Annotated in this window: 28 protein-coding genes; 7 read left to right on the top strand and 21 right to left on the bottom strand. The window is 46.8% G+C overall.

What is annotated here, in order from left to right; all coding sequences use genetic code 11:
• Nucleotides 1-130 precede the first annotated feature (130 nt).
• On the top strand, nt 131-2,563 hold the full coding sequence (gene plsB, locus F0265_RS24145; RefSeq protein WP_029235941.1) for a glycerol-3-phosphate 1-O-acyltransferase PlsB: 2,433 nt from the start codon (nt 131-133) through the stop codon (nt 2,561-2,563).
• Between the two features lie 61 nt (nt 2,564-2,624).
• Here plsB and ubiA read toward each other — a convergent pair whose 3' ends face one another.
• Complete coding sequence (ubiA, locus tag F0265_RS24140; protein ID WP_171750615.1) at nt 2,625-3,479, bottom strand: 4-hydroxybenzoate octaprenyltransferase; 855 nt, start codon at nt 3,477-3,479, stop codon at nt 2,625-2,627.
• Nucleotides 3,480-4,019, bottom strand: coding sequence for a chorismate lyase (locus tag F0265_RS24135; RefSeq protein ID WP_171750614.1), 540 nt, complete (start codon nt 4,017-4,019; stop codon nt 3,480-3,482).
• 165 nt (nt 4,020-4,184) lie between these two features.
• On the opposite strand from F0265_RS24135, the gene F0265_RS24130 reads away from it, so the two are divergent.
• Nucleotides 4,185-4,592 carry a flagellar basal body-associated protein FliL gene (locus F0265_RS24130; protein ID WP_006957301.1) on the top strand — a complete coding sequence of 136 codons (408 nt, stop codon included), beginning with the start codon at nt 4,185-4,187 and terminating at the stop codon, nt 4,590-4,592.
• A gap of 35 nt (nt 4,593-4,627) precedes the next feature.
• Here the strand turns inward: F0265_RS24130 and glpG are convergent, their stop codons facing one another.
• The 6 genes from glpG to ftsY form a co-directional block, all read right to left on the bottom strand.
• Nucleotides 4,628-5,458, bottom strand: a complete 831-nt coding sequence (glpG, locus tag F0265_RS24125) for a rhomboid family intramembrane serine protease GlpG (RefSeq protein WP_006957302.1) — start codon at nt 5,456-5,458, stop codon at nt 4,628-4,630.
• Nucleotides 5,459-5,466: 8 nt separating this feature from the next.
• Nucleotides 5,467-5,793 (bottom strand): thiosulfate sulfurtransferase GlpE, encoded by a 327-nt coding sequence (gene glpE, locus F0265_RS24120; protein WP_006957303.1) that lies wholly within the window; start codon nt 5,791-5,793, stop codon nt 5,467-5,469.
• Nucleotides 5,794-6,208: 415 nt separating this feature from the next.
• A complete protein-coding gene (gene rpoH / locus F0265_RS24115; RefSeq protein WP_006957304.1) occupies nt 6,209-7,066 on the bottom strand; it encodes an RNA polymerase sigma factor RpoH in 858 nt (285 codons plus the stop codon).
• A 170-nt stretch (nt 7,067-7,236) separates the two neighbouring features.
• On the bottom strand, nt 7,237-8,205 hold the full coding sequence (gene ftsX, locus F0265_RS24110; protein ID WP_064489040.1) for a permease-like cell division protein FtsX: 969 nt from the start codon (nt 8,203-8,205) through the stop codon (nt 7,237-7,239).
• A complete protein-coding gene (ftsE, locus tag F0265_RS24105) occupies nt 8,195-8,869 on the bottom strand; it encodes a cell division ATP-binding protein FtsE (protein WP_006957305.1) in 675 nt (224 codons plus the stop codon). The genes ftsX and ftsE overlap by 11 nt, the downstream gene beginning before the upstream one ends.
• 27 nt (nt 8,870-8,896) lie before the next feature.
• Nucleotides 8,897-10,078, bottom strand: coding sequence for a signal recognition particle-docking protein FtsY (gene ftsY, locus F0265_RS24100; RefSeq protein WP_171750613.1), 1,182 nt, complete (start codon nt 10,076-10,078; stop codon nt 8,897-8,899).
• 209 nt (nt 10,079-10,287) lie between these two features.
• Here ftsY and rsmD point away from each other — a divergent pair, with 209 nt between their 5' ends.
• On the top strand, nt 10,288-10,887 hold the full coding sequence (gene rsmD, locus F0265_RS24095) for a 16S rRNA (guanine(966)-N(2))-methyltransferase RsmD (RefSeq protein WP_019274061.1): 600 nt from the start codon (nt 10,288-10,290) through the stop codon (nt 10,885-10,887).
• Nucleotides 10,888-10,899: 12 nt separating this feature from the next.
• The gene (locus F0265_RS24090) at nt 10,900-11,166 is read left to right on the top strand and encodes a DUF1145 domain-containing protein (protein ID WP_006957308.1); all 267 of its coding nucleotides are present in this window, start codon (nt 10,900-10,902) and stop codon (nt 11,164-11,166) included.
• Nucleotides 11,167-11,221: 55 nt separating this feature from the next.
• On the opposite strand, the gene F0265_RS24085 is transcribed toward F0265_RS24090, so the two are convergent.
• The 4 genes from F0265_RS24085 to F0265_RS24070 all read right to left on the bottom strand — a co-directional run bounded on the left by F0265_RS24085 (nt 11,222) and on the right by F0265_RS24070 (nt 14,140).
• Nucleotides 11,222-11,806 (bottom strand): YhgN family NAAT transporter, encoded by a 585-nt coding sequence (locus tag F0265_RS24085; RefSeq protein ID WP_006957309.1) that lies wholly within the window; start codon nt 11,804-11,806, stop codon nt 11,222-11,224.
• Between the two features lie 100 nt (nt 11,807-11,906).
• A complete protein-coding gene (locus F0265_RS24080; RefSeq protein ID WP_019274060.1) occupies nt 11,907-12,143 on the bottom strand; it encodes a YecH family metal-binding protein in 237 nt (78 codons plus the stop codon).
• A 64-nt stretch (nt 12,144-12,207) separates the two neighbouring features.
• The gene (locus F0265_RS24075) at nt 12,208-12,831 is read right to left on the bottom strand and encodes a lysoplasmalogenase (RefSeq protein WP_171750612.1); all 624 of its coding nucleotides are present in this window, start codon (nt 12,829-12,831) and stop codon (nt 12,208-12,210) included.
• A gap of 943 nt (nt 12,832-13,774) precedes the next feature.
• Complete coding sequence (locus F0265_RS24070; RefSeq protein ID WP_019274057.1) at nt 13,775-14,140, bottom strand: hypothetical protein; 366 nt, start codon at nt 14,138-14,140, stop codon at nt 13,775-13,777.
• A gap of 308 nt (nt 14,141-14,448) precedes the next feature.
• Here F0265_RS24070 and F0265_RS24065 point away from each other — a divergent pair, with 308 nt between their 5' ends.
• Complete coding sequence (locus tag F0265_RS24065; RefSeq protein ID WP_019274056.1) at nt 14,449-14,778, top strand: DUF2500 domain-containing protein; 330 nt, start codon at nt 14,449-14,451, stop codon at nt 14,776-14,778.
• Nucleotide 14,779: 1 nt separating this feature from the next.
• On the opposite strand, the gene F0265_RS24060 is transcribed toward F0265_RS24065, so the two are convergent.
• The 8 genes from F0265_RS24060 to rhtB form a co-directional block, all read right to left on the bottom strand.
• Entirely contained in the window at nt 14,780-15,757 is a 978-nt protein-coding gene (locus F0265_RS24060) for an amidohydrolase family protein (RefSeq protein ID WP_171750611.1), read from the bottom strand.
• Between the two features lie 182 nt (nt 15,758-15,939).
• Entirely contained in the window at nt 15,940-16,953 is a 1,014-nt protein-coding gene (locus F0265_RS24055) for an acyltransferase family protein (RefSeq protein ID WP_171750610.1), read from the bottom strand.
• Between the two features lie 100 nt (nt 16,954-17,053).
• On the bottom strand, nt 17,054-18,274 hold the full coding sequence (gene arsJ / locus F0265_RS24050; RefSeq protein WP_065741039.1) for an organoarsenical effux MFS transporter ArsJ: 1,221 nt from the start codon (nt 18,272-18,274) through the stop codon (nt 17,054-17,056).
• A 74-nt stretch (nt 18,275-18,348) separates the two neighbouring features.
• Entirely contained in the window at nt 18,349-18,840 is a 492-nt protein-coding gene (locus F0265_RS24045) for a cyclin-dependent kinase inhibitor 3 family protein (protein WP_171750609.1), read from the bottom strand.
• A gap of 12 nt (nt 18,841-18,852) precedes the next feature.
• On the bottom strand, nt 18,853-19,854 hold the full coding sequence (locus F0265_RS24040; RefSeq protein WP_038514481.1) for an ArsJ-associated glyceraldehyde-3-phosphate dehydrogenase: 1,002 nt from the start codon (nt 19,852-19,854) through the stop codon (nt 18,853-18,855).
• Nucleotides 19,855-19,877: 23 nt separating this feature from the next.
• Nucleotides 19,878-20,219, bottom strand: a complete 342-nt coding sequence (locus F0265_RS24035) for a metalloregulator ArsR/SmtB family transcription factor (protein WP_019274050.1) — start codon at nt 20,217-20,219, stop codon at nt 19,878-19,880.
• Nucleotides 20,220-20,326: 107 nt separating this feature from the next.
• Nucleotides 20,327-21,553 carry an EAL and HDOD domain-containing protein gene (locus F0265_RS24030; RefSeq protein WP_171750608.1) on the bottom strand — a complete coding sequence of 409 codons (1,227 nt, stop codon included), beginning with the start codon at nt 21,551-21,553 and terminating at the stop codon, nt 20,327-20,329.
• 23 nt (nt 21,554-21,576) lie between these two features.
• On the bottom strand, nt 21,577-22,194 hold the full coding sequence (gene rhtB, locus F0265_RS24025; RefSeq protein WP_171750607.1) for a homoserine/homoserine lactone efflux protein: 618 nt from the start codon (nt 22,192-22,194) through the stop codon (nt 21,577-21,579).
• A gap of 85 nt (nt 22,195-22,279) precedes the next feature.
• On the opposite strand from rhtB, the gene F0265_RS24020 reads away from it, so the two are divergent.
• Together F0265_RS24020 and F0265_RS24015 are read left to right on the top strand one after the other, a co-directional pair.
• Nucleotides 22,280-23,269 (top strand): alpha/beta fold hydrolase, encoded by a 990-nt coding sequence (locus F0265_RS24020; RefSeq protein WP_171750606.1) that lies wholly within the window; start codon nt 22,280-22,282, stop codon nt 23,267-23,269.
• Between the two features lie 114 nt (nt 23,270-23,383).
• Complete coding sequence (locus F0265_RS24015; protein ID WP_038514474.1) at nt 23,384-24,211, top strand: Cof-type HAD-IIB family hydrolase; 828 nt, start codon at nt 23,384-23,386, stop codon at nt 24,209-24,211.
• Nucleotides 24,212-24,235: 24 nt separating this feature from the next.
• On the opposite strand, the gene F0265_RS24010 is transcribed toward F0265_RS24015, so the two are convergent.
• Nucleotides 24,236-24,706 carry an EVE domain-containing protein gene (locus tag F0265_RS24010; RefSeq protein WP_171750605.1) on the bottom strand — a complete coding sequence of 157 codons (471 nt, stop codon included), beginning with the start codon at nt 24,704-24,706 and terminating at the stop codon, nt 24,236-24,238.
• Between the last annotated feature and the right edge of the window lie 24 nt (nt 24,707-24,730).

Raw genomic sequence — 24,730 nt, 5'->3', positions numbered from 1 at the left:
TAAAAGGTTCGACCAGTTTCTGATATCCTTGCAGCCTTAAAAATATCAGCTTTAGCGCTTTTCCATTTCTACAATAAAGGAAATGGAAAATGCTTATGCGATTTATCTGTTTTTTGAGGCCAAGAACCTTATGTCTTCCGGACAATCATTATCGAGTTCATTACTAAAACTGCCCTTGTCAGTGATGGTAAAAGGAACCGCGATTCCTTCAAATCCTATTGAAGATCATAACATCGATGCAGCCAAACCCATCATTTATGCCCTACCTTATCGTTCGAGCGTTGATTTAGTCACACTCCAAACACAGGTCGTGCGCCTTGGTTTGCCTGATCCGTTTGAGCCAGTTGAGATCAACGGCAAGTCATTCAAACGTTATGTATTTATTTCTTCACGTCAAACCGTGATGAGCAATGATCAGGATGTCCCTAGTGAGTCCGTCGCTCTATTTTCTGAGCTGCTTGAGCTGCATAAATTTGACAGTGAACTGGATGTCCAAGTGATTCCGGCTACGGTCCTTTGGGGCCGTAAGCCAGGCAAAGAATCCCAGCAAACGCCTTATCTTCAGGCGCTCAATGGCCCTGAAAAAGCGATGGCGGTACTTAAATCAGGCCGTGATTGTCTGGTGCGGATTAGCCCTGTCGTATCTCTGCGTTACATGGCCGATTCTCACGGCACCGATGCTTCCATCGCCCACAAGCTGGCTCGCGTTGCTCGAATCCATTTTTCTCGTCAGAAACTAGCGGCATCTGGACCAAACCTGCCTAACCGTCAGGCGCTATTTAATCGCTTGATGAAGTCCAAAGCGATTGAAAAAGCGATTGCAGACGAAGCAAAAGCCAAAAATATCTCACTCGAGAAAGCGCGCAAAGAAGCGCAAGATATCATGGATGAGATTGCGGCCGACTTTTCATACTCCTTGGTGAAAAACGGCGACCGACTGTTGAGCTGGCTGTGGAACCGCATTTATCAGGGTCTGAATATCAATAATGCGTCCACGGTACGTAAACTGGCGCAAGATGGGCATGAGATCGTCTATGTGCCTTGTCACCGTAGCCACATGGATTACCTACTTCTGTCTTACGTATTGTTCCACGAAGGCATGGTACCGCCACATATCGCTGCAGGCATTAACCTCAACTTTTTCCCGGCGGGGCCACTATTCCGTCGCGGAGGCGCGTTCTTTATTCGTCGTAGCTTTAAGGGGAATAAACTTTATTCCACTATTTTCCGCGAATATCTGGCGGAACTGTTCACCAAAGGCTATTCAGTTGAATACTTCAGTGAAGGTGGACGTTCGCGCACGGGCCGACTGCTTCAGGCCAAAACAGGCATGTTGGCGATGACCATTCAGGCGATGCTGCGCGGCCTCAACCGACCAGTCACTCTGGTGCCTGTCTACATTGGCTATGAACACGTCATGGAAGTGAGCACATATGCCAAAGAACTTCGCGGCAAACGTAAAGAGAAAGAAAACGCTGGTCTAGTGCTACGTACAATTCGCAAACTGCGCAATTTTGGTCAAGGCTACGTGAACTTTGGCGAGCCGATTCCACTCAACCAGTACCTGAATGAAAACGCGCCTGAGTGGACACAAGATATTGACCCTATGGGAAGCACCAAACCGCAGTGGCTCAACCCAGTGGTTAACGACTTGGCGACTAAAATGATGACGCACATTAACGATGCGGCTGCGACCAACGCACTGACATTGTGTGCTACTGCGCTGCTTGCTTCACGTCAACGTGCACTGTCTCGTGACAGCCTAGTCAAACAAATCGAATGTTATCTGTCGCTACTTAAGAACGTACCTTATTCGTCTACTTTCACGGTTCCGGATGAAGATGCGGAAGCCTTGGTCAAACACGCAGAGTCGCTGGACAAGTTTGTTATCGAGTCTGACACCATGGGCGAGATCGTGTCACTGGATCGCAATCAGTCGATCCTAATGACCTACTACCGCAATAACATCATTCACCTGTTCGCGATTCCATCCTTGATTGCTCAGATGTTGATCCGTCATCAGCAGCTAAGCTTGGAGCAAATCAAAGCCAATGTGGCTTTGGTGTATCCATTCCTGAAACAGGAATTGTTCCTGAGCATTGAAGAGGAGCAGCTCGGTGATGTCACTGAAGCCTACATTGAGGAGATCGCCCGTCTTGGTCTGGTTGCTATCGACACAGAGCAGAATGTGGCACTCAAGCAGGCCAATACCCAGGTCTTGATGTTGCTTGGTCGCACCATTACGGAAACCCTGCAGCGTTACTCGATCGCACTCAACCTGCTAACCGCGAATCCGGAATTGGGCAAAGCCGATCTTGAGCAGAAGAGCCAAGACATTGCTCAGCGTTTGGGTCGACTGCACGGCATTAATGCACCGGAGTTCTTCGACAAAGGGGTTTTCTCCGCTATGTTTACCACGCTGCAGCAACAAGCGTACTTAGACAAAGACGGTAACTGCGATAAAGAGAAAAGTCAGATTCTGGCTGAGTTGCTTTACTCTATGCTTTACCCAGAAGTGCGCCTGACGATTAAAGAAAGTATCTGTCAGGTCGGCGAAGCGTAATCGACAGCCAAGATACAAAAAGGGCATCCGATTGGATGCCCTTTTTTATTTTTTCAAATGCTTACCAGAACGCAATCAAAAATCCAGCGGCGATCACCATCCCGACATAGTTGTTATTAAGGAAAGCGCGGAAACACAAATCTCGCTCTCGATGACGAATCAACTGATGCTGAAAAACAAACAGCGCACCCGCGATTAGCAGACTCCAATAATAGCTGGCGCCTAACTCATACCAATGCCCAACAGCAATAAGCATCACTATCGTCACTAACTGCAACGCCCCAATAATCATCTTGTCGAAGCGGCCAAACAGAATGGCTGTCGACTTGATGCCAATTTTGAGGTCGTCATCGCGATCCACCATAGCATACTGAGTATCGTAAGCAATCGTCCAAAGTGCGTTGATGGCAAAGATAAACCACACCATCGCAGGCAATTCATTAGCCTGAGCGGCCCAAGCCATTGGAATCGACCAACTAAACGCTAATCCAAGGAATAGTTGCGGTAAATGGGTGTATCGCTTCATGAATGGGTAGATAAAAGCGAGGAACAGGCCGGCAAAAGAGAGTTTGATGGTCAATGGATTCATGGTCAGAACCAGCAGGAAAGACGCGACAGATAAGACAATAAACAGTCCAATCGCTTCTTTGGACGTCACTCTTCCAGAAGGCAAAGGACGTTGACTGGTGCGCTTGACATGACCATCGACTTTACGGTCTGCGAAATCATTGATCACGCAGCCTGCAGAGCGCATAAACACCACACCTAGAATAAACACGACTAAAACCGTCGGATCAGGCACGCCTTGCGCTGCAATGATCAGAGCCCACAAAGTCGGCCATAACAAAAGCAAGGTACCAATCGGCTTATCCATGCGCATTAATTGCCAATAAGCCTGAGCTTTTGCCGCAGTCATCTACACGCTCTCCTTCGAGTACATCGGTGCGGTTGGCAAAAACAGCTCTGCCACCAGCATAGGTTTGTGATTCATCCATAAACGAGAACGACGAGCAAGGAACTGGCCGTCTGGCGTTTCAGCCCAACCCACTTGCAGCGCATCGCGTTTAACGTTCTCAGCGTTAAATACCGTCAAACCAAGTGGGATTTCGCCTTGACGCGTCAAATCGAATTGCTGCCCATCCATAGAGGATTGCGGGATCAAGGTTCTGCCTAGGACCCAAGCATTACCATCTCCTTTCAAGACAACTTTGCGCAGTAAGCACTCTTCTTGTGCTAACAGCTCAATTTCCTGTGCATTGAGCTTCTCTGCTTTAACCACTTTGTTATGCAACAAGTCTACACTTAATGTCTGGCAGTGAGCTTCTAATAAACGTGACAATGAGCCCTGTTCCAACAACCAATTTTTTGCATTTTGTGTAGGAAAGCTAAACTTATCAGGATCTTGCCATTCTACTTGGCGAAGAGCAGATAAATAAAGCGAAGTAAATTGATTCATACTAGTATTCAATAAGTAGCTTTATCGTCGTACAATAAAACTTCGATCTTAGTTGTTAACCACCCCATCGAGTGCTTAACGCATAATTATTACAAATAGATGCTCTATTGTAACAAGACTCAGACGATTCGAGTATCGTGATTAGAAGAAAGAAAAGACAGAAATATGATTAAACGTTACTTAGTCCAAATATTTGTCGCTTTGAGCGTCTTGGTTAGTCTCTCATCTATCGCCGAAGAAGGCGGCGAGCCTAAGTTGGCCTACTTTACCCTAGAGCCGGATCTGACAACAAATTTTTATACCAAAGGCAAACAGCTCGGTTACATTCAGGTACGTATTGATATTATGGTGGCGAATGAGACTGATCTGGCGATCATTGAATTGCATCAGCCCCTCATCCGCGATGCAGTGATTGAGCTGCTGGGTAAACAATCCTCGGATACGATCACGTCTTTAGCGGGCCGCGAAGATTTACGCAAAAACCTCGTTGAGCAGCTGAACTCTATTTTGCTGCCAGAAACAGGCCGAACGATCATTGCCGATTTGCTGTTTACCAAATACCTCTACCAGTAACCACATTTTGCAAAAAAGCGGCTTCGCCGCTTTTTTTATTTCTTTGCCCGACTGGCATCCACCAAGCCAAATACGACACCAGAAATCAAACCAACTAGATGGGCCGTGTTGGCAATCGCCATAAAGGGTTGAACAAACCCTAATACGAGCCAGACCAGCATAAAACCTATGATAGGTTTTGGCATATTGAGCCCAAGCTGTGGTGCTTTGTATCCCAGCATCCATAAGTAGCCGACCAACGCATACACTACGCCAGATAAGCCACCGAAGTTGGCCCCTTCTACCCAGTATTGGCCTGCACCTGACAATGCCGCTGACACAACAAACAACTGAAGGAGTTTTTTCGCACCCAATCGCTGCTCAATGTCTCCCCCTAGTTGCCACCACCACAACAAGTTAAACGCAATGTGCACGACCGAGAAGTGCAGAACCGCATGACTGACCCAGCGCCACAGCTGCCACTCTTGTCCGGCGAGCGCGGGAAAGTGCAAGGCTGAGAAAACCGCCTGGCCTGCACCAAACTGCTGCAAGGCAAAGATGACGATGCACACCAACATCACAGCTAACGTTACAGGACCAGCTTTGGCCTTCACCATTGCTAACATACTGGGAGACTGATAACTAAACTGGCTGGTTCGACTTTCAGCCATGTCCCATGACGCAGCTTGGTATTTAGCGTCGCTGGGATTGTCGAGAAAATGTTGCAGCTCTGCTTCTGCTTCAATCTGATGCTGAGAATCGGCAAGCCACAATGCAAACTGACCACTTCCTTCCGGCATCATCTTTATATCAATACGACGTGATGCCATATAGTCGATAAACGCTTGCGCCATGCGCGGATTGGAAATCGAGATCAGTCTTATCATAGCGGTTCCTATGGCAGGTTGGATTCAACAGGCAACTGAGCACGTTGCCAGGCTTCAAAGCCCCCATCAACACTATACACCTGCTCAAAGCCTTGGTTAACCAAATATTGTGCCGCCCCTTGGCTACTAATACCGTGGTAACACATCACCAGTACAGGCTGTTCAAATTCCACCTCATCCATAAACTTAGTAATAGTGTCGTTCGTCAGATGAAAGGCGGCTTCTGGATGAGCAACGGCGAAAGATTGTGGATCACGAATGTCGACTAAACGAGCGTCACCTTGTTCAAGTAAGGCCTGTGCACCTGCTACATCAATGTGTTGAAACTGGTCCATTTACTGTCTCTTAAATAGGAATAGGGAGTTGGGCGTCATTGTAACCTATCCAGTGGTCAACAAGTACACCAGCGCAGTAAGGTTATCCACTTGCGATCAATTCTTCACCATCTGTGGATAAATTTGTGGATTACGTTGATAAAGTATCCAAAGGAAGTTGGATCCACAATATGTAGTGATGATCCTTATTTTTTTGTGTGTAAGAGTAAAAGTATCCCCATGAGAAAAATGCCTCTGATACCTTTATTCACCCGCCTTTCTGACATATAGCGAAGAAATTTACCACAGAGTTACCCACAGGCTGCTTGGCAAAATTCGATCCAGAAAAGTCTAGGCCTCAGGGTATTATTGGATCGATAAAACGAAAAAACCGAGATCAAATGATCTCGGTTTTTAAATTCGATCGCGATGAGAATTAGAAGTCGCCGACGGCAGCCTTTAACTTCTTCATGGCATTTTTTTCAAGCTGACGAATACGTTCAGCAGAGACACTGTAGGTTTCCGCCAATTCCTGTAACGTCGACTTATTGTCTTCAAGCCATCGTGAACGGACAATATGCTGACTACGCTCATCCAGACTCGACAATGCTAAGCTTAAGCGGTTGTTCGTGTGCGCTTCCCAGTTGGCCGCTTCGACATTGTCGGCAACATCCGAGGCTTTATCTTCTAAGTACAGCATTGGCGCTGTGTAAGAAACACCAGAATCATCATCGTCGTTCTGCATTTCAAATGCCGCATCCTGAGCTGCAAGACGAGATTCCATCTCACGCACTTCAGATGGCTCAACACCCAGCTCTCTAGCAACAGTTTCAACTTCACCGTTGTTAAACCAGCCAAGGCGCTTCTTCGATTTACGCAGGTTGAAGAACAATTTGCGCTGAGCCTTAGTGGTCGCAATTTTCACAATACGCCAGTTACGCAGTACGTATTCGTGAATTTCAGCTTTGATCCAGTGCACCGCAAATGACACCAAACGCACACCGACTTCCGGATTAAAGCGTTTTACTGCTTTCATCAGGCCGATGTTGCCTTCCTGTACTAAGTCTGCCATTGGCAAGCCATAGCCAGAGTAACCACGAGCTACGTGCACCACAAAACGAAGGTGCGAAAGAATCAGGCCTTTTGCCGCTTCAATTTCGCCGTTGTAGTGTAGTCGCTCAGCCAGTCCACGCTCCTCTTCAGCGGTCAGCATTGGATAGCCGTTCACTGTGCGGATATAGCTATCTAAGCTATCTTGTGTAACTACAGCCATTGGATACGCTTGGTTAGTCATTCAATTCCTCATCAATTTCTGATCTGGAGTAGGTTTTAGCCCATCAATCTTGAACCTAAAATGAACAAGATTCAAGCGGGGGAAAGTTATTATGCATAAACCTTTCGTCTATACAAGTAAAAAAGTACACGGTAGCGTGTACTTTTTCAAATAATTAGGACAACAACTATTTATACAGGTTCAATTTCTTTCAAATGACGCTGCGCTGAAACTTTCGCTGCCAGACACCCTAGGAAGGTTCCGAGCATCAATAATAACAAGCTTTCATCCCAGCTTAGTCCAATCAGGCGGAAACGACTATCGTACAGCAGAGCCAATTGCTCTACGCTGCTGTTCAGTACCACAGTGATAATCGCCGTCATGATCCAGGCAGTAAGTGCTCCCAACAGACCAAACCACATCCCTGAGTACAGGTACGGTCGGAGAATAAAGCTGTTGGTTGCCCCTATCAGCTTCATAGTCTGAATTTCTTCTTTATTGGCAAGGACATTGAAACGCAGGGTATTACCGACAATCAAAAATACCGAACCCAGCATCAAAACAGACAAGGTGATCACTATGCCCCCGACCAGATTCTTGATCGCATCAAGACGCGTCAGCCAATCTTCGTCAAGGCGAACATCCGTCACTTCTTCTTCACCCGCTAATGTTGCCGCCAACTGTTTGATCTTTGTTTTATCTTCAACGCTTGGCGTGACGATAAGCACACCGGGTAGCGCGTAGTCATCCAGCAAAGAAATCGCATGGTCAAATCCAGAGTACTGGCTCAGATCATCAAGACCTTGTTGTGGCGAGATATACTCAACCTTGGCCACTTCTTCCATACTTTCCAGTTGGTCTTTCAACACCATAATGCGAGCTTCTGGCGTTTGTTCTTGTATGTAGCCACTCACTTTCGATGGACTGGTTACATCGCTTGAAGCCGCTGCAAGATTTTTACCCAAAAGGTACAACGCCGCTGGCATGGCTAATGCCATCGAAATCACCGCCAGTGTCAGAATGTTCCCCAGAGGTCGAGACCACATCACAGCAAAAGACGCTCTGGCCTGTTTGAAGTGAACGGTAAAGAAACTGTCACGCTTCACACGGTTTTTCGGACGTCCTTTCGCCGATTTTTTGTTGCGCACATTAGCAGCCATAATCTTCTACCTCACTCAGGAAACCTTGGTTCAGTTCAAGGTGGCGATATTGTGGTCGTGTGTTGACCAGACCAATATCGTGCGTCGCCAGCAGAATGGTGACTCCAGCGCGGTTAAACTCTTCAAAAAGCTTAACGACTCGGTTGGATAGTTCGGGATCTAAGTTGCCCGTCGGTTCGTCCGCCAACAGCAAGGTTGGGCGATTAACCACTGCACGAGCAATACCGACGCGCTGCTGTTCACCGCCAGACAGCTGACTGGGTAAGCACTTGGCCTTATCCAGTAAGTCCGTTTTATCCAGCGCTGCGGACACACGACGTTTAATCTCACTCTCAGAGATAGATTCGATACGCATCGGCAATGCGACGTTATCAAACACCGAGCGATCCATCAGTAAGCGGTGGTCCTGAAAGACAATGCCGATGTTTCGACGCAAGAACGGGATGTCTTTATTGGGAATACGAGTGATATCGTGATCATTAAAGCTGATTTTTCCGTCCGTTGGGCGCTCAATGGCACAAATCAACTTGAGCAAAGTGCTTTTTCCAGCGCCGGAGTGGCCACCGAGAAAAGCCATTTCTCCGCGGCGTAGGTGGAAATCCACCTTTTGCAGCGCTTGTCTGCCTCCGCGATACGCTTTACTTACTTGCTGAAACTTTATCACTCGTCGTTCCTCTTACTGAGCTACTGATTAGTCTTCGCGGCTGAATAATGCGTCAATAAATTCCTGAGTTTCAAATGGGCGTAGATCATCAATGCCTTCACCCACACCAATATAGCGGATAGGAATCTGGAACTGATCGGCCAACGCAAAGATAACCCCACCTTTCGCGGTACCATCTAATTTAGTGAGGGTAATGCCGGTTAGCGGTGCAACATCACTGAACAGTTTTGCCTGACTAATAGCATTCTGGCCCGTACCCGCGTCCAATGTCAGCATGATTTCATGCGGTGCAGAATCATCGACCTTCTTCATCACTCGAACGATCTTACGCAGCTCTTCCATCAGGTTAGCTTTGTTCTGTAGACGACCCGCTGTATCGGCAATCACCACATCAACACCTTTGGCTTTTGCAGACTCAATGGCGTCATAAATAACCGATGCACTGTCTGCGCCGGTATGCTGAGCCACAACAGGTACCTGGTTGCGCTCACCCCATACTTGAAGCTGCTCAACGGCCGCAGCACGGAAGGTGTCACCTGCAGCCAGCATGACTTTTTTACCTTGTGATTGGAATTGCTTAGCCAGCTTACCGATCGTCGTTGTTTTACCGACGCCATTCACGCCAACCATCAGGATAACGTAAGGGGTTTTGTTGGTATCAATTTCAAGCGGCTTTTCAACGGTCGAGAGAATGCCAGCCATCTCTTCTTTCAACAGACCATAAAGTGCTTCGCCGTCTTTCAGTTCCTGACGAGAAGCTTTTTCTGTCAGGTTGTCGATGATTTTCACCGTGGTATCCATACCAACATCGGCAATCAGTAGCTGCTCTTCCAGCTCTTCAAACAGCTCATCATCAATTTGTTTGTCTTTAAACAAGCCAAAGAAGCCAGCGCCTATGTTTGCTTTTGTACGCGCTAAGCTACGCTTTAAGCGGGCAAAAAAGCTTTCGGTTGGCTTCTCTTGCTCAATCACACGAGGTTCTTGTGGCTGTTCTGCTTCTGCTTCTGCTTCTGCTTCTGCTTCTGCTTCTGCTTCTGCTTCTGCTAAGTCAGCCTGAGGCTCTGGCTGAACGTCGTCAACGGTTTGCGCTTGTTCTGCAACTTCTTCAACTATTTCCGATTGGGTTTCTTCAGCAGCTTGCTTGGCTTGTTGCTCCTCATCACCGAAGCCAAGCCAAGAAAGTAATCCGCGCTTCTTTTTTTCCGTCATCTGGGGATATCCTAGATTGTCTTAATTTACTCTGACACTTTTCGCCGGGTATTGTCCCGGTAAAGAAAAGAAAAATGACAACAGAGTGAAAAGTTTCCAGCGTAATAACGATGGTATACACTTTGTCATCAACAAAATTTGGGCTGTACTCAGGACGAACTCACTGAGCGACTGGGTATAGTATCACTTTATTAGCGGTCAAAAAATCTATGGTACGGCGTCGCCAGCAAAACACATCACAAAAAAAGCCTTCAACGGGCTTTGTTCGAATTATTAGCGGCTTATGGAGAGGAAGAAAACTGCCTGTTCATGATGCAGAAGGGCTGCGCCCAACAACGGATCGCGTCAAAGAAACCCTTTTCAACTGGCTGGCTCAGGATGTGCCTCAAGCAAAATGCCTCGACTTGTTTGCCGGTTCTGGCGGATTGGGCTTTGAAGCGGCTTCACGTCAGGCTGATAAGGTCACCATGATTGAGCTCAACCCTAATGCATTCAAGCAGCTAGAAAAAAACATTGCGGCTCTTAATTCGGATAACCTTACCGCAATTAACAGCGATGCGTTGAGCTTTCTTCAACAAGCAGGTACTCCGCATCATGTGGTGTTTATCGACCCACCATTTCGCAAAGGCTTGCTGGAACAAACCGTCACTTTGCTGGAAAGTAATGGCTGGCTGGCCAACGATGCCATGATTTATATTGAAACTGAGAAAGAACTTGCGTTGGAAGGCATTCCAACCAACTGGCACCTGCACCGAGAAAAAACGGCGGGCCAAGTCAGTTACCGATTATTTGAAAGACAACAAGACTAAAAAGGAAGTCTCATGAAAGCTCTACTTTTTCTTGCCAAAGCCGCGATTGGCTTTGTGTGGTTCATCCTGATCCTGAACTTCTTTATGCCCTTTCCGGGTAAAGCGGCGATTGCGCTTTACATTATGACGGCCTTCCTGTTCATCATGCATGGCCTGCAATCAGCCATCTTTATCGGCGCGTTTGGTGACAAGATTAAGATGACCAGTTGGGAAAAATGGTCGATTCTGATTTTCGGCATCTTTGCCCTGCTCGATATACGTCGCAAGTACATGATGTAAAACCCACACCATCCAATGTAAAACGCCGCTCATCTTGAGCGGCGTTTTTTGTTTCTTAGCTTAGGTAGCTCTTCACTCCGTTGAGGAACATCTGAGTCGAAATCATCACTAGCAGCAGCCCCATCAGGCGCTCAATGGCTTTCAAGCCTCGCTCACCCAGGATACGGTGGAAGAAGTTATAGAACATCAGGATAAAGAAGGTCGCCCCCCACGCCAGCAGAACAGCGCCAGACAACTCAAGCAATTTGTCCGGGTGCTGGGTCGACAGGAGTAACAGTGCCGCAATCACTGATGGCCCCGCAATCATAGGAATAGCCATAGGGACAATAAACGGCTCTTCGCCCGCCGCGAGGCCTGTGATGCTGCCCGCACTCGGGAAGATCATCTTAATCGCGATGATGAACAGGATAATGCCGCCAGAAATACTCAGCGTTTCGGGCTCAACATGAAGGAAACTCAGAATCGCCTGACCTGCAAACAGGAACAGCATCAGGATAATCAGTGCGAAGCACAACTCGCGCACCAGAACTTTGCGCCTGCGTTTTGGGTCAAGGTGCTTGAGAATCGATAGGACGATTGGAAGATTGCCAAGCGGATCCATGATAAGAAACAACATGGTTGCGGCAGAAAGAATTTCCATGAATGAGCCTCCAAAGCCAAAAAGTTCTCAATGAACAGAGCGAAAAGTCGGCGAAGTATATCAACACCGTTTGACAATTTGGAGGCAGATAGCAGAGTTTTTAATGGCTACAGACGCGTTCTAGGTTCAGCGCCCATTTTCCTTTCACATCAACGATCTTTTCTCGTTCAATGAAAAACGCCATCAAGGCATCCAAATCTAGCCCATCCAGTTTACAGGTATGGAACTTAGCATCATCGCCAAACTCAGCGCAGGCAACCTCTCGCAGCTCCTGCATTGTCATTGGTCGATCATGCAATAAGTTTAGAACGTTATGTGCGTGTATTTCGTTAGACATGATTTCCTCCACGAATAATTCAGTGAAGAGAGAATAGCCTGATGTTATTGAATAGATTTTGATTTCAGATAATCAAAGAGGCAGTAATCAAGGAATGCGCCAGCAGGTAACTGCCAGAAATCAGATAACGGCCATAGAAAATAGGGTGTTTGTAGTCATGCACCGCAAGCAAGCCTGCCGATAACGTCAGAGTCAGCGTTCCTAAAAAGCCCAGCACACTTTCCATTGTCCCGGTCAAAAGCCACACTTCACCCGCCGCCCAGTTTAGCTGTAGTAACATCATGCCCATTATCACCACAGGGAAGATAAGACGATCAATTTTGGGCAGCATTAGGAAGAACACCACAACGCCAATCGCCAACAGCATTGCAGGTAGCCACCAGACAATCTCACCCGAAAGCTGAAGCCAAAAAGAGGTGCTGTAACAAAGCTGGGCTCCGACAAATGCGGCAAAGCACAACTTTTGTTGTCGTCTATAGATATAAAGACCGTCTGCCAGCATGGAGATCAACAATCCCAATGTGACCCACCAGGCCGATAGGCCAACCAGACCATTCTGGCTCCACAGCATGACGACAAGCATGCCTAACGACAATGTTTTAAACACGACCGCTTGTTTGTTCTGGTTGCTTTCGTTAGCAGAAATACTAATAAATCCTGACAGCGCGACTGAAAGCCAGCTCCACATGGGTCCACCTCTTTTAAACTGAGTCGCCAGTGTAGGCAGGACGCTAAAGATGTCCAGAAATGGAAAGCAAAACTTGGATCTTGATTGGCTTCTGACAGAGTCACAAAGGCGTCGGTAAAGCGCGCTAGCTAAAGCGCCTTCTCTTTCTTCACAGGCTTTTACATCAACTAAATTTGGCGTAAACGCCGACTTTATCCAAATTCACCAGATCCAGCCAACTAAGATCCAAAAAAGCATAAAAACATGAACAAAAATTCACATCAAAACATTTAAAATCAACAAGTTAAACAGAAATCAAGCATATTATTAGCCCCCAGAACTAATAGAATGCAATCTTAGTCAGGTAAGCCGGTAGCCATTTTAATCTGAAACTAGGTAAAACAAGCCAAAACAAAACCCGATAACCATCAATTTAACCCAACACTGACACCAAGAGGGCAATCAAACAAACAAAATGACAATCTCTATAATTTAACAACAATTAAACATCATTAAAAACATTAAAAATCAACAAATTAAATAGCAGTACGAACAACAAGAACAGTTTTCAATCAACTCAAAAACCATAGAAAGACAATCAAAAAACCACCCTAAACACTGTATTTTCGTACTTACACAGCGTTACTTTTAAAGCTTAGGAAAATAAAAACTTGATCAAAGCACAAAAACACTGCTATTCTAAATTACATAGAGTTAAGCATCACTGAACAGGAGCAGGGTTATGATTACTTCTTCACAAAAACAAGGACTTGTAATGATCGCAGTTGTTGTTGGCCTAATGACACTGCCGATGATCTACTAAGACATAGTTACAAAAGCAAAAAGGGACGCATTCGCGTCCCTTTTTGTTATGTCGCAGATTTTTCACACAAAACCCGCCTACAAATCCAACGGATTTCTAAGTTTGACTATTTTTTCAAAACAGTCTGTTTTAGACCTTTTATTACAAATGCTTAGACAAAATATCCCAATGGGCATAATAGAAAAGCAATGCCGCTAATGTAATCAGAGTCATCAAAGTAATCGCCGCTCGCCAGATAAAGCGACTACTGCGTGGCGTGAGCTCTTTTTCACATTCATCACACACAGAAAGAAAGTCACTACGACTTTCCAACTTGTAATCTTCTTCATGAACTATCTTATTGCGAATGGTCGCGATATAGCGCAACTTACCAATCACATCGTGCGGTAGTCGCTCCTCGCAGCTAGTGATCAACTGATGTAATCCCTTACCTTCAGCGTGATATTGCGTGCGAAGAAGCTTTTCAATTGTTCGTGTCCGTGTCACTACTTTTTCGATATCAGACATGGCTTCCCTCCATCGCTAGTAAGTTTAGGGGCAGAGACTGACCTCTTCCAGCCAGCACTATAAGTAAATAATATTCCGCCTCATTATCTACTATCTAGCCCCATTTTTACGGTCCTTTGCAAGTAAATTAATGTAAAGGAATCAATGACTAGCTTTATCAGCATACTGACAAAATCACCACTAACGTGTGATATGTCTCGAAGAATGATACAAAGGACAACAACAGAGGCTCACAGTTGTGTTCAAAGCCCTAACCTGAGTCCAAATTAGCACTAAAATAACCCATCGGCTTTTTGGGGAGAACAACAATGCCATTAACGTTATTCATTGCCATTATTGTGTTTGTGCTCGCCAGTGGTTGGGTATTTAGCCGACTTTATCGCAGACACATTCAGGGAGAAAATGCGCCTGAACAAACAGCGGACGTCACTGTTCTCGATAAACAGGCCATTGATGTTCATGACGCCCAACCAGGACAAGATGAGCAGGAATACTGGATTTACGTGCAGAAAGGACGTCTAGGCCCTAAACGAGAGTTTCAGGTTGGAGTGCATTATTTCCATGCCTTAAATCCCGGAGACAAAGGCATGCTGACTTATCAAGGTGATAAGTTTCTTCATTTCGCGATGAAGCGCTAATCTAGCGCTTCATCATCTTGAGCATATTGTTTTTCGCCATGTTTTCGGCCACGTCATTCGGCAACGCATCCAAGACTTCATCCCAACGAGATAACACTTCACCCGTAATTTTAAAGCGGCCTACAACATCAGAGCCAATCATGAAACGATCGGGATACTCTTTGATCAACGCCACCCACTCTTTCTTTGATTCAGGGCTCGCCAGTATCACATCGCGCAGGCTCCAAGATGCCAAGATGTAGAGATTATCGTAATCATCCAGTAGCTCGCTGACTTCATCGATGAGAAACGACAGATTCTGACGTCGTAGCAGTGTCGAGCTCGTCCCCGCGTGCGCCCAGATAAAGTTGGTTTTGCTGTTTTCTTCTAACGCCTCCACCAGCTCATGCTTGTACAACGGGTGCGTTTCTCGCTCAGACGTGATGTTGGTATGCAGAATCACCGGCATCTTGTGCTTCGCAGCCACCTGATACACCTTCATCAAAGCAGGGTGATTCGCCCTGGCCTGTTCGCCTAATGTCAGCGCGGACAAACTGTCATGGCGAGTTAGAATCTCACCAATTCCTTTCCAGAAACCGGGGTCGCTTTCAATCATCTGTTCGACTTGTTCCGCTGCGAACATATCCGTGGGGTTAAAGCCAGTAATAAAAGGAAACAGTCGATCTTGATGTGGCGAGTCTTTCAGTGCTCGATAGAGAATCTCATCAGTACGTGAGTAGTAATAGACGGGTGAGTCATCGCCAAATTCATAACGTGGTGCGACAGGATCGTGAGCATTCCACTTTTTCATAATCGGCAGGCCCATCACAAACGCATGTTCAATGTTGCTTTGATCCATCTTATGCACCAGGTATTTGATGCCATCGGTACGCTGAAAAAAATCAACATAATGGATCTCGGCATCATTAAAACTGCCGTCATACCCGTTGGCGAATGGGGCTACTGACAACATTAAGCCCGCTAACCATTTTCTGTTCATATTCCCTTCCTGAACGAGTATTACCGTTCACCTCACTGCGATTAAGTATTCAATATAACAATTAACCTGATGATTCAGGCAGATTCATGCCATGTTTTAGACATAAACCGTTTTAATTTAATCAGTTACGGTTTTGGAAAGATAAGCGAGCACCAATCAATGGCGACTCGCTGACAGCAATACTAAGGCAACAACCAGCGAGTACGTCGGGATTTAGACACCATCCAACTCATCACTAGAGCACCAGAACCGCTCAAGACAATCCACACAGGAATCACCCAAGCGGGGTGGCCTTGGTACCAGCCATACTCTTTCATTGGCCAGAGAAAGATCGGATGGAGAATGTAAATGCCAAGACTGTGTTGGCTAATGAAGCCGATCACTTTGTTGGCCTTATCAGGCAAGCTTTCACCAACATAACGACATAACATGAAAATCATGCTCGCAGCCAGTACCACATTGAGTGTCTTATACGACAGCCATCGCCCTACGGTATATTCTTGCGCTTCGACACTGTTGGTGATGACCGCGTATCCCGTCATGATAAGTGCCACCACACCCAAGACTGTAAACATGGCTACATAAGGTGCGGTCAGAGGCACTCTTTTATACAGCAAGTACCCTAGAGGTAAATAGCCGCTGTAAAGCCACATTTGATGACTCCAAGGCCCATCAATACCGATTAAAAACAATAAGGTCGTCACCAACCAAATAGCCACATAAGAGTACAACGAGCTATCACCATACTGCCTGATCACATATTGAAAAAACGGAATGACGAAATACAAAGGAATGAAGTAGTAGAAGAAACCGAGATGATAATAAGTGGCGTGAGAAGCACTATTGGCAAGCACTTGCTTGGTTTCTTCAGGATTAAAACCGTTCAAGCTCCACCCCGAAAGATACGCATAGAACAGCGACCAAACAATAAACGGTACCAAAACTTTGCCTAATCGACGTTTGACATAGTATTTGGCATCAAATGGCCGGGTATCACTGAGCAATAGCGCACCAGTGATAAGAGTGAACACGGGCACCGCCCAACGTATCGCACTGTTTAAACCAATCGCGGTAGCCCACTCTGAGAAGGGGATGCTACCGAGTTCCTGACGATAAGGGGCAAGAACATGAATCGCAATAACTGCCACAGCAGCGACGCATCGCAACAAGTCAAAAAACAGCACTCTATCTCTCATACCGCTACCTTTGTTCAACACTGGTTGAGCAAAGGTAGCAATAAAAAAGTTGACCAAGGTGTAACCTTGGTCAACTTTTAGTCATAGAATTGTTCTTAATTTAAGCAGTTGCTGTCTGGTTCAACTTAGGTAGCTTGATGGAAATCAGGGTAGTCAGCGCAAGAAATGCAAAGGAAACCCATAAGCACGCAGCCAAACCTGCAACCTGAAATATCCAACCTGACAGCACTGTGCCAATTAAGCGCCCCATGGCATTCGCCATATAGTAGAAGCCGACATCCAGTGATACACCATCCCCTTTGGCATAGCTGACGATCAGATAAGAATGCAGGGATGAATTCACCGCAAACACAGCACCAAAAATCAAGAGTCCAACCACGATAACCAACTGAGGTTGCCAGCCAATTTGCACTGCGTAAGCAATTCCCGCGGTGATCACTGCCAACAAGCCAGCCCACATCAGCGCTGCACTGCCGTCAGGGACTTTACCTTGTGCTTTACCGGTGATCTTAGGGGCAAAGCCTTGGACAAAACCATAAGCAATCACCCATGTCGCTAAGAAGCCACCAACCCAAAGATGATCCCAGCCAAACACGCTGCCCAGATAGATAGGTAGGGCGACAACAAACCAAACATCTCGTGCCCCAAACAGGAACATACGCGCCGCAGACAAGATATTGATTGAGCTCGACTTAGAAAAGATTTGGCTGAATTTAGGCTTGTTTTTGGCTTTCCCCAAATCACTTTCAAGACCGATTAGGCTGCCGATCAGAACCAGTGTTAACACACCCGCCATCAGCAATACCGCGTACTTAAAGCCAATCAGAGACAGCAATAAGCCACCGATGAAGAAGCCGACACCTTTAAGGGCATTTTTCGACCCCGTCAGAATCGCGATCCACTTATACAAAGCGCCTTGCTGCTCATCAGGCACCAGTGCCTTAATGGAGCTTTTGGCACTCATCTTGTTGAGGTCTTTGGCAATACCAGACAACGCCTGAGCCAGCATCACCCAAGGTATGGTCAGCCAGACATTGGGCACTGCGAGCATCGCCAGTGCCACTATCTGCATCGCCAGTCCAAGGTTCATGGTTTTGTTTAAGCCAAGCCTTGCTCCAAGCCAACCACCAATCAAGTTGGTTACCACGCCAAAGAACTCGTAGAACAAGAACAAGGATGCGATTTCTAATGTACTGTAGCCCAGATCATGGAAATACAGCACCACCAGCATTCTCAACGCGCCGTCAGTAATGGTGAAGTTCCAGTAATTGAACGTCACCAGCATATATTGACGCACACTCTTACTCAGATTTGCGATCATAGAGTACCCAATTTTCTCTTATGTACAGCGATGGGAGCTTTTGGACACCTATGATCCAAAAGCTCCTCAAGGGATTATTTCGCCGCGACTGCGTTGATGTAATCGACCTGAACAGGTTTGGTAAAGGCCCCCGGACGTAGCGCCTGCACCTCTTTGACAATGTCGCTCAACAGCCACTGTTTTTCTAACAGCAGATGTGCGGTCAACAGGCCCGTACGACCTGACCCGCCCATGCAATGCATCGCCACTTTACCGCCATTATCGACAACCTGATGCAGAGCAGAGCTGGCTTGCTGCCATTTCACGGCAAAGTCATCACCCGGTGCGCAGTCATCTTCAATTTCAATCTGAAACCACTGCATACCTAGTTTCTCTGTCACTTCACCAAGCTGAGCAACGCCTTTGTTCTCTAATTCTGTGTTATCCAGCGCCGTCACTATCGCTTCAACACCTTGCTCTTTTAACTGCACAAGCGAAGCTTCCAGATCAACACCTTTAGTACCCGGGCAAGGAGTAAGTACTAACGCACCTTGCTCAAGGTCCAATTGCCAAGTCGGATGTGTCATCACAATTACTCCTTATGCCAAACCCACTTTACGTACCAACTCAGCAGTACGCGTCGCGTAGCCCATTTCGTTGTCGTACCAAGCGTAGATCTTCACCATGCGGCTACCTACCACCATAGTCGATTGAGCATCAACTATGGTTGAACGTTGGTCACCTTTGTAATCAATCGATACCAGTGGACGCTCTTCAAAACCAAGGATACCGTTCAGTTCACCTTGTGATGCTTCTTTAAGCAACGCATTCACTTCTTCCGCCGTGGTATCACGTTTTACATCAAAGATGATGTCTGTGAGTGACGCGTTGGCCAGAGGAACACGCACCGCGTGGCCATTAATCTTGCCTTTCAGATCTGGGAAGATTTCCACAATCGCTGTAGCGCTGCCAGTCGTTGTCGGGATAAGGCTCATGCCGCAAGCACGGGCACGGCGCAAATCTTTATGTGGCGCATCAAGAATAGTTTGCGTGTTAGTCAGGTCATGGATAGTGGTAAAAGAAGACTGCGCGATACCTAATTTCTCATGAATCACTTTAACCACTGGCGCAATACAGTTAGTCGTACAAGACGCTGCCGTAACAATCTGATGTGCTGCTGGGTCAAAGATATGATCATTCACACCCACCACAATGTTCGCCACGCCTTCCTCTTTAACTGGTGCAGATACGACTACTCGTTTCACACCTTGAGCTAGGTACTTGTTAAGAATCGAGGTTTTACGGTGTTTACCCGTCGCTTCAATCACAACATCACAGCCAGACCAGTCGATGGCATCAATGTCTTTCTCTTGCGTCGTTTTGATAACCTGACCGTTAATCAGAATTTGATCGCCTTCCGCTTTGACTTCGTGATTCCAGCGTCCTTGAACTGAATCAAACTCCAGCAGGTGTGCGAGTGTTGCGGCATCGCCCGCGACATCATTGATCTGCACAAACTCCAGTTCTTCCCAATCAAACGCCGCACGCAGAGCCAAACGTCCAATACGACCAAAACCGTTAATTCCGACTTTAATTGTCATCTTTCTATCTCTCTTATTTCAAATTACTGGCAGCAAACAGGACGAGCCTGAATGGCATGAAGTCTTTCTATATCTTGTTGGTACTCTGTTTTCAGGCAGTTTGACGCGACAAGATCATCAATCAGTTTTTTCATCCAACCCGGCAATTCCGCCGACAAACGATAAAACACCCATTGCCCTTGGCGGACGTCAACCAGCACACCACTCGAGCGCAGCTGAGCCAGATGACGCGAAATTTTCGGCTGGCTTTCCTGCAGCGCTTCGGTCAATTCACCCACTGACAAACACTCTTCACGTTCAATCAGCATCAGGCAACGAACTCGAGTTTCGTCAGATAGCAATTTAAAAAACTGATGTGGCAACATTTAAACATACTCATATATGGATATGCGTATATATTTATTTAAACCGAGCTGAAGATCAATACCCCATCGGCACTGTCATAAAAGATTCACAAAAGAGAAAAGCCGCCTTACACCAGGCGGTTGATGTCCTGACTCCAGCGCTGCGCTTCAGAAATGCGCGGCATGACGTCATCGACGGATAGATTCAACTGACGACATGCGTCCTGCATGCCCTGCCAGTCAGCCCGTTCATAGCACTCTTCCAATCCAAGCAAGATGCCATAAGGGCCTTGGCGCTCAAGTAACGCGACCTTAATCGCCTGATTGAGTGGCAACTGCTTGACCAGCTCTTCAAGTGACAAGTCCAGTAACGCATCCAAAGTTGAGAACAAGCCGATAAGAAACGCCTGTTCACGGAACTGGCTGAATGGATTTTCGTTCGCCATCAACTGGCAAAACTGAGCACGTTGCAATGAAAGGTTGTACAGCTCTTTGGGCTTTTTGGCGGAAATAAAAGACGCCACAGCCAGCGAGACGAAGATACGCAGTTTGTCTTCACCAAGGTAAACCAAAGCCTGACGAAATGACGAAATCGTCACTTCGAGCCTTTGTGACATGGTGTTTACAAAGCGGAGCAGTTTATAAGACAGCGCAACATCTTTGGCCACTATGGCTTCGACTTTCTCAAAGTCGACGTTGGTCTGACATACTTCACGAAGCAGCTCCATCGCAATCACCTGTTCAGGGCTGATGTACTGCTGACGAATCACTTCAGGCTTACTGAAAAAGAAGCCTTGAAAGAACGAAAAGCCCGCCGAACGCGCGGTTAAGAATTCTTCTTCGGTTTCAACTCGCTCAGCAAGAAACTTACGTCGGATCCCACGTGACTTCCGCTCTTGGACGAATTCGCACGCCGCGTCCAGCCCCATCGCCATAATATCGAGCTTGATGATCTGAACAAACGGCAAGAAGCGCTCCCACTCAGGACTATAAACAAAGTCATCCAGTGCAATCAGATAACCTGCCGCGTTGAGCTCTTTTATCGCGTCATACAGCTCGTCCGTAGGCGGACAGGTTTCCAACACTTCAATGACAATCTGCTCTCTGGGCAGCGCCAGAGGTAAACGACGAATAAGGCTTTTATACGGAAAGTTGATGAAGCTGCGCGACTGTGCAAAAGCGGGATTAGTGCCCAGAGACAGGAAATTCTCGACAATTAAACGATACGTTGCACGGTTGGAATCGACATGAGCCGGGTAGGCATTGCTTTCTCCGTCACGGAACAACAATTCATACCCGAGCGTTTGTCTTTTGGCGTTAAAAATGGGCTGGCGAGCCACATAGGTATCGCGCATTAACTGCTACACCTTGAAGTTACTTAAGCTTTGGCAGCCGCTAATAATGCCCCACAACCGACAAACATGGAACCAAATACCTTGTTGATCTTGCTCATAATCTTATCAGAACGGATAAAACGCCCCATTTGTGCCGCCAGAGAGGTGTAACCCAGCATAACAATCGAGTCTATCACTACAGTTGTCACCCCCAATACTGCCAATTGCGTCAGCTGATCTTTGGCAGGGTCAATGAATTGCGGGAACAACGCGACCAGAAATACAATGGATTTTGGGTTGGTCAGATTGATCAGCACAGCATTGCTCATCAGCTTGGTGCCAGATAAAGCTTCACCTTCCGTGTGAGTTGCCAAACCAGACTTATCGCGCCATTTCTGAATACCCAACCAAACTAAGTAAGCCGCACCGACCCATTTAATTACGGTAAATGCGGTCGCGGACTGAGCGACCAAGGCACCAATCCCAGCGCCCACTAAGATAATGTGCAGCGTCAGCCCAATTTGCAGGCCAGCGATCGCTGCAAGAGATTTACGTGTGCCATAGCTCAGACCATTGCTGATTGAATTCACGGTTCCTGAACCCGGAGCGAGGCTGAATACCACCGCTGTTACTACGTAGGCTAACCAAACATGCATATCCATAGCGTTTTCCTCTCGACTAAACTTCGTTAGCCACACATAATTTAGACTTGTTTACTTATCAGTGTTGATACTAGGCCCCGATATCATGAATGAATCGAGCACCAGCATTAATCCACCTTATACTCAAGAGTCGAATTTTGAGCAAGCAATCAATAACAATATTGCTCAATTGTGGCGCTCCCGTGAGGAAGGCTTCTTTAAGTCATTTGATAAAACCCGGCTGTTTTGGGTGAAACTTACCTCTCCTGAGCACACTAAAGCGATCGTGGTGGTCAATGGCCGTATAGAGTGCACCTGGAAGTATCAGGAACTGTTCTATGACCTATTCCAGCAAGGCTATGACATCTACTCCTTCGACCATCGAGGTCAGGGCTTGTCTGATCGGCTGATTGAAGACCAGCAAATGGGTTATGTCGAGGACTTCGAAGACTATGTGCAAGATTTACATGGTCTGATCCAACACTTTGACTTAAGTGGTTACGATAAACGTTACCTGCTCGGCCATTCAATGGGGGGCAATATCACCACTCGTTACCTGCAGAGCTATCCAGATCATTCATTTTCTGCGGTATCACTCAGCGCGCCAATGTTTGGCGTCAATCTGCCTTGGCACCTCAAACCGATCGCGATCCCCCTTGGCCAAATCATGACCGCAATTGCACCCAAGCCAACGTTTGCCCCCGGTCAGGCCCCCTATTACCCGAAACCATTTGAAGGTAATTTCCTTACTCAAAGCCAGATCCGCTATCACTGGTTCCGCGATCTCTATGAGCAGAGACCAGAGCTGAAAATTGGCGGGGCCAGCACGCGCTGGGTATGGCAGGGATTAATGGCCGCCAGAAAATGCCACCTAATGACGCGCCAGATAAAAATCCCACTGTTACTCCTTCAAGCCAGCAGTGACCAGATCGTTTCCAATCAGGATCAACTCAAATTCATCAAGAAACTGGCTAAAACCAACTATCAGTGTGCGTTAAAGATCATTTATAGCTCGCGCCACGAAGTGTTGTTTGAAAAAGACGAGTATCGCGACCAAGCACTGGATGCCACACTATCTTTCTTCGATCAGTATTGATAAAAATAGGAAATACTGGAGGGTAACTTTTACCCTCTTTTTCCCCTTTCTGTTCCAGTAGAATAGCCACTCTGCCCTTCCCGGGCTGTTCAACGCATTACGCACGAGGGTGATATGACAGACACACGCAAAGAGACTCCTTTCCAACTGGTTGCTTCCGATCTCGATGGTACTTTACTGGCACCTAACCACCAGCTGAGTGACTTCTCTAAGCAAACGCTGAACGAGCTACACCAGAAGGGCTATACCTTTATCTTTGCGACCGGTCGTCACCACGTTGATGTTTCAGGTATTCGTCAACTGTCAGGCATCCCGGCTTACATGATCACCTCAAACGGTGCCCGTGTTCACGATCAAGATGACAACCTGATGTACAGCAACAATGTACCGCAAAATCTGGTTCAGCCCGTGATCGATGTGATCAGACAAGATCCTGAGATTTTCATCCATATGTATCAGAATGACAGTTGGCTGCTGGACAGAGACGACGACATGCTAGCGAAGTTCCACAGTGAATCCGGTTTCGCCTATCAACGCTTTGATGGCGATGCGGCGCCAACCGATGGCATCGCGAAAATCTTCTTTACCCACCCAAGCCAAGATCACGACCATTTGGTCAAGTTTGAGCAACAACTGAATGACAAGTTTGGTGACCAGCTCAATGTGGCTTTCTCCACCCCTTGGTGTCTGGAAGTGATGGCGGCGGACGTATCGAAAGGAGAAGCTCTGAAGGTGGTGGCTGAGTCTCTCAATCTGACACTGGAAAATTGTATTGCTTTCGGTGATGGGATGAACGATGTTGAAATGCTATCCATGGCGGGCAAAGGCTTGGTGATGGAGACTTCACATATCAAAGTGAAACAAGCCTTGCCAGATAATGAAGTGATAGGCAGCAACGCTGACGATGCGGTGGCGCACTACCTACATACTCACTTGTTCTAATCTCCACTCTTTAAGAGAGACGCATCATCTTTGCGACGGTAACTTCTCTTTATCCAGTATCGCCTGCCATTCCTGCTTGCTCACCGGCATAATTGACAGGCGATTGCCACGCTTGACCAACGGCATGTTTTCCAGTTCAGGCATCGCTTTCATGACTGTTAGTGGAATCAGCCGCTCCGTCTTTCTGACGAATTCAATATCCACCATCACCCAACGTGGGTTGTCTGGTGAAGATTTCGGGTCAAAATAGTCACTCTCAGGGTCAAAGGCAAAATGATCGGGATAAGCCTCTTTGGTTACTTTCGCAATGCCAGCGACTCCAACCTTCTTACATGAAGAGTGGTAAATCAGCACCAAATCACCCTCTTTGACCTCATCTCGCATCATATTACGCGCCTGATAATTACGTACCCCTTCCCAGCAGGAAGTATTTTGTGTACGAAGTGTGTCAATAGAGAAAGTGTCCGGTTCTGTTTTGAATAACCAATATGCCATAATGACGTCCGAATGATTAAGTAT

The sequence above is a fragment of the Vibrio sp. RE88 genome, from assembly GCF_013113835.1.
Taxonomy (GTDB): Bacteria; Pseudomonadota; Gammaproteobacteria; order Enterobacterales; family Vibrionaceae; genus Vibrio.
This window is presented reverse-complemented; position numbering and strand designations above follow the sequence as displayed.

Coding starts and splice junctions, on each gene's coding strand:
- glpG (WP_006957302.1), bottom strand. CDS start 5,458: ATGATAAGACTGATCTCGATTTCCAATCCGCGCATGGCGCAAGCGTTT.
- F0265_RS24135 (WP_171750614.1), bottom strand. CDS start 4,019: ATGAATCAATTTACTTCGCTTTATTTATCTGCTCTTCGCCAAGTAGAA.
- arsJ (WP_065741039.1), bottom strand. CDS start 18,274: ATGATCGCAAATCTGAGTAAGAGTGTGCGTCAATATATGCTGGTGACG.
- F0265_RS24085 (WP_006957309.1), bottom strand. CDS start 11,806: ATGGAAATTCTTTCTGCCGCAACCATGTTGTTTCTTATCATGGATCCG.
- F0265_RS24070 (WP_019274057.1), bottom strand. CDS start 14,140: ATGTCTGATATCGAAAAAGTAGTGACACGGACACGAACAATTGAAAAG.
- ubiA (WP_171750615.1), bottom strand. CDS start 3,479: ATGACTGCGGCAAAAGCTCAGGCTTATTGGCAATTAATGCGCATGGAT.
- F0265_RS24065 (WP_019274056.1), top strand. CDS start 14,449: ATGCCATTAACGTTATTCATTGCCATTATTGTGTTTGTGCTCGCCAGT.
- F0265_RS24010 (WP_171750605.1), bottom strand. CDS start 24,706: ATGGCATATTGGTTATTCAAAACAGAACCGGACACTTTCTCTATTGAC.
- ftsY (WP_171750613.1), bottom strand. CDS start 10,078: ATGACGGAAAAAAAGAAGCGCGGATTACTTTCTTGGCTTGGCTTCGGT.
- F0265_RS24060 (WP_171750611.1), bottom strand. CDS start 15,757: ATGAACAGAAAATGGTTAGCGGGCTTAATGTTGTCAGTAGCCCCATTC.
- F0265_RS24015 (WP_038514474.1), top strand. CDS start 23,384: ATGACAGACACACGCAAAGAGACTCCTTTCCAACTGGTTGCTTCCGAT.
- F0265_RS24055 (WP_171750610.1), bottom strand. CDS start 16,953: ATGAGAGATAGAGTGCTGTTTTTTGACTTGTTGCGATGCGTCGCTGCT.
- F0265_RS24080 (WP_019274060.1), bottom strand. CDS start 12,143: ATGTCTAACGAAATACACGCACATAACGTTCTAAACTTATTGCATGAT.
- plsB (WP_029235941.1), top strand. CDS start 131: ATGTCTTCCGGACAATCATTATCGAGTTCATTACTAAAACTGCCCTTG.
- F0265_RS24030 (WP_171750608.1), bottom strand. CDS start 21,553: ATGCGCGATACCTATGTGGCTCGCCAGCCCATTTTTAACGCCAAAAGA.
- rhtB (WP_171750607.1), bottom strand. CDS start 22,194: ATGGATATGCATGTTTGGTTAGCCTACGTAGTAACAGCGGTGGTATTC.
- rpoH (WP_006957304.1), bottom strand. CDS start 7,066: ATGACTAACCAAGCGTATCCAATGGCTGTAGTTACACAAGATAGCTTA.
- F0265_RS24075 (WP_171750612.1), bottom strand. CDS start 12,831: ATGTGGAGCTGGCTTTCAGTCGCGCTGTCAGGATTTATTAGTATTTCT.
- glpE (WP_006957303.1), bottom strand. CDS start 5,793: ATGGACCAGTTTCAACACATTGATGTAGCAGGTGCACAGGCCTTACTT.
- F0265_RS24045 (WP_171750609.1), bottom strand. CDS start 18,840: ATGACACATCCGACTTGGCAATTGGACCTTGAGCAAGGTGCGTTAGTA.
- F0265_RS24130 (WP_006957301.1), top strand. CDS start 4,185: ATGATTAAACGTTACTTAGTCCAAATATTTGTCGCTTTGAGCGTCTTG.
- F0265_RS24020 (WP_171750606.1), top strand. CDS start 22,280: ATGAATGAATCGAGCACCAGCATTAATCCACCTTATACTCAAGAGTCG.
- F0265_RS24035 (WP_019274050.1), bottom strand. CDS start 20,219: ATGTTGCCACATCAGTTTTTTAAATTGCTATCTGACGAAACTCGAGTT.
- F0265_RS24040 (WP_038514481.1), bottom strand. CDS start 19,854: ATGACAATTAAAGTCGGAATTAACGGTTTTGGTCGTATTGGACGTTTG.
- rsmD (WP_019274061.1), top strand. CDS start 10,288: ATGGTACGGCGTCGCCAGCAAAACACATCACAAAAAAAGCCTTCAACG.
- F0265_RS24090 (WP_006957308.1), top strand. CDS start 10,900: ATGAAAGCTCTACTTTTTCTTGCCAAAGCCGCGATTGGCTTTGTGTGG.
- ftsX (WP_064489040.1), bottom strand. CDS start 8,205: ATGGCTGCTAATGTGCGCAACAAAAAATCGGCGAAAGGACGTCCGAAA.